2 protein-coding genes and 1 rRNA gene are annotated in these 2,626 nt (G+C 47.4%); 2 read left to right on the top strand and 1 reads right to left on the bottom strand.

What is annotated here, in order from left to right; genetic code table 11:
• A partial coding sequence (locus tag ACK5NH_RS17415; protein ID WP_416922119.1) for a bifunctional 2',3'-cyclic-nucleotide 2'-phosphodiesterase/3'-nucleotidase occupies window positions 1-1,315 on the top strand: 1,315 nt, incomplete at its 5' end.
• Between the two features lie 207 nt (window positions 1,316-1,522).
• On the top strand, window positions 1,523-2,227 hold the full coding sequence (locus ACK5NH_RS17410) for a DUF2057 domain-containing protein (protein ID WP_416922117.1): 705 nt from the start codon (window positions 1,523-1,525) through the stop codon (window positions 2,225-2,227).
• Window positions 2,228-2,472: 245 nt separating this feature from the next.
• Here ACK5NH_RS17410 and rrf read toward each other — a convergent pair.
• Window positions 2,473-2,588: ribosomal RNA gene (gene rrf / locus ACK5NH_RS17405) — 5S ribosomal RNA — on the bottom strand.
• Window positions 2,589-2,626 lie beyond the last annotated feature (38 nt).

The raw sequence follows: 2,626 nt of genomic DNA, 5'->3' as shown, positions 1-2,626 counted from the left end.
CGAAAATCCTGGCGATCCTATGGCAGAGAACGCAACCTATGCCTTGACCTATGTCGACGGTATTAATGCCATCCTCTTTGGTCACAGCCACTCTATTTTCCCCGATGCCAAATATGCCGACTTACCTAACACAGACGTGACTAAAGGTCTGTTAAATGGTGTACCAGCCGTCATGCCTGGACGCTGGGGTGACAACTTAGGTGTGGTCGACTTTAAACTCGAGCGTAAAGACGGTAAGTGGTCTGTAATCAGTGCCACCACTAAGGCACGTCCTATCTATGATGGTGTAACTAAAACACCATTAGTCGAAGCCGACGCCGCCATCCATGATGCTGTCGCCGCCGAGCACCAAGGCACGCTTGCCTTCGTGGACGAGCCAATTGGGGTTGCTGCCGCCGATATGTATAGCTTCTTGACCTTAGTGCAGGACGATCCAACCGTACAAATCGTTTCTGACGCGCAAATTGCTAACGTTAAAGCAAAACTCCCCGAGGCATTAAAAGATCTACCTGTTTTATCGGCTTCTGCACCATTCAAAGCCGGTGGTCGCCACGGTACAACCAGCGATGCAGACCAATATGTACAAGTCGATAAAGGCGCATTGACCTTTAAAAACGCCGCCGATCTTTACCTCTACCCCAACACTATGGTAGCGGTCAAAGCCACGGGGGCTGAACTGAAAGATTGGCTGGAGTGTTCAGCTAACCAATTCAATCAAATCGATCCAACCAAGACCACGCCGCAGGAGTTAATCAACTGGGATGGTCACCCAACCTATAACTTCGACGTGCTCGATGGCTTGACCTACAAGATTGATGTGACTCAACCAAGTAAGTTCGACCGCGACTGCGCCGTTGTCAATGCCAATGCTAACCGTATCGTCGATTTAAGCTACACAGATGCGAATGGCAAGGTATTTACTGGCGAAGAGTTGGCGGCCAAAGAATTTATCGTGGCCTCAAATAACTACCGCGCCTTTGGTGGTAAGTTTGCCGGAACCGGCAGTGACCATGTGGTACTCGAGCTGCCAGATACTAACCGTGAGGCCTTAGCGGCCTACATCACGGCGCAATCTAAGTTCAATGAAACCACAGGCAAGTATGAAGGCATGGTCAACCCAAGTGCTGACTACAACTGGGATTTCAAAACCATCAGCACCAGTGTGACGCTGGATATTCGCTTCCAGACTCAAGATAGCGATAAAGCCGCGACCTTTATCGAAGCGAATAAACAACGCGAAATGACCAAAATCAGTAAAGATGAACTCGGTTTCGCCGTGTACCGCATCAACCTAAGCCAAGATAAAGCGAAGTAATTTGCGTTACTTCCGCTTAGGTTAAGCCAACGTCAGACTTAACTAATCTCATACTTAGGCAAGAAAAGGCTCCCTGTGAGCCTTTTTCTTTTCTCTTCATCCCAAGCCAATACTAATCCTATATAGGCAAACTGAATGAGTTTGCCGCTTTGTGTTAAGTGCTATCTCACTTATCATTAGTGCGAGATATCAACCAAGAGAAAGCCTATGAAATCCCCTTCTATTCTGTGCGCATCAGCCATACTGCTTGCCAGCCTACAACCTGTTTATGCCGAAGTCATTCTGCAGCTGCCAAGCGATGTTGAGCTGCTAACCGTAAATGGACAAAGACCGCTAAGCACCGCGCCAGTCTCCCTGAGTGATGGATTGAACCAAATCGCTTTTCGCTACAATGCGCAGTACCGCAAACAGGCTAATTCAGTACGCTATCAATCGGACGTACTGATCGTCCGCTTTAATGAAACCGATCAAGAGCTACAACTCAAATTACCCAATATCGACTCTGCTAAAGCCGCGAAGCAGTTCGATGAATCACCTTCACTCACGCTTTTAGATAAGCACAATCAAGCGATTAGATTTGATCAAGACAGATTAGTGAAGAACGGGCTTCAGATAGGCCGAAACTTCGAGCAGGAAATTTTTCAATACAACCAAGGCCAGCATCCCGCCTCGATAACGCTTCCTACAGTACAACGCCAGCCTCAAGTATCTACAGCGACGAATGCACCAACTTTGCCAGCCGCCACTGCTGTGACGTCTACAGCCGTAACCGCCAGTTCAGCCGCATCAACAATTGCAATAACACCTGATTCGCCGACTCAAGCCGAAATTAGCCATATGCTGGATTATTGGTATCAGCTCGCCGACGACGCCACCAAAGCAAAATTCAAGGCCAAAATTAGCGGGCAATAAGCGTATTCGTTAGTTTTTTGCAGTAACAAGCGAGCAAGATACCTATCCAATAAAGAAAGAGCAGCCTAGGTTGCTCTTTTTATTGGCCTGATATTATTTGTCTAAATTGTAGGGATAAACCAAGCTGAACAGTGAGTGAAGTGGGAATATATAAAGGGAGTAAAGAGGTAAAAATTGCAAACGCCAAAAACAAAAAAGCCAGCTTATTCAGCTGGCTTTCTGCTCTCTTCACGAGAATATTAGGCGCTTGGCGATGACCTACTCTCACATGGGGAGACCCCACACTACCATCGGCGCGATTGCGTTTCACTTCTGAGTTCGGGATGGGATCAGGTGGGACCACAATGCTATTGTCACCAAGCAAATTTGTTATTCACTACCCGTCTTATCTCACGCAGG

Source organism: Shewanella sp. (genome assembly GCF_047975355.1).
GTDB lineage: Bacteria > Pseudomonadota > Gammaproteobacteria > Enterobacterales > Shewanellaceae > Shewanella.
This window is presented reverse-complemented; position numbering and strand designations above follow the sequence as displayed.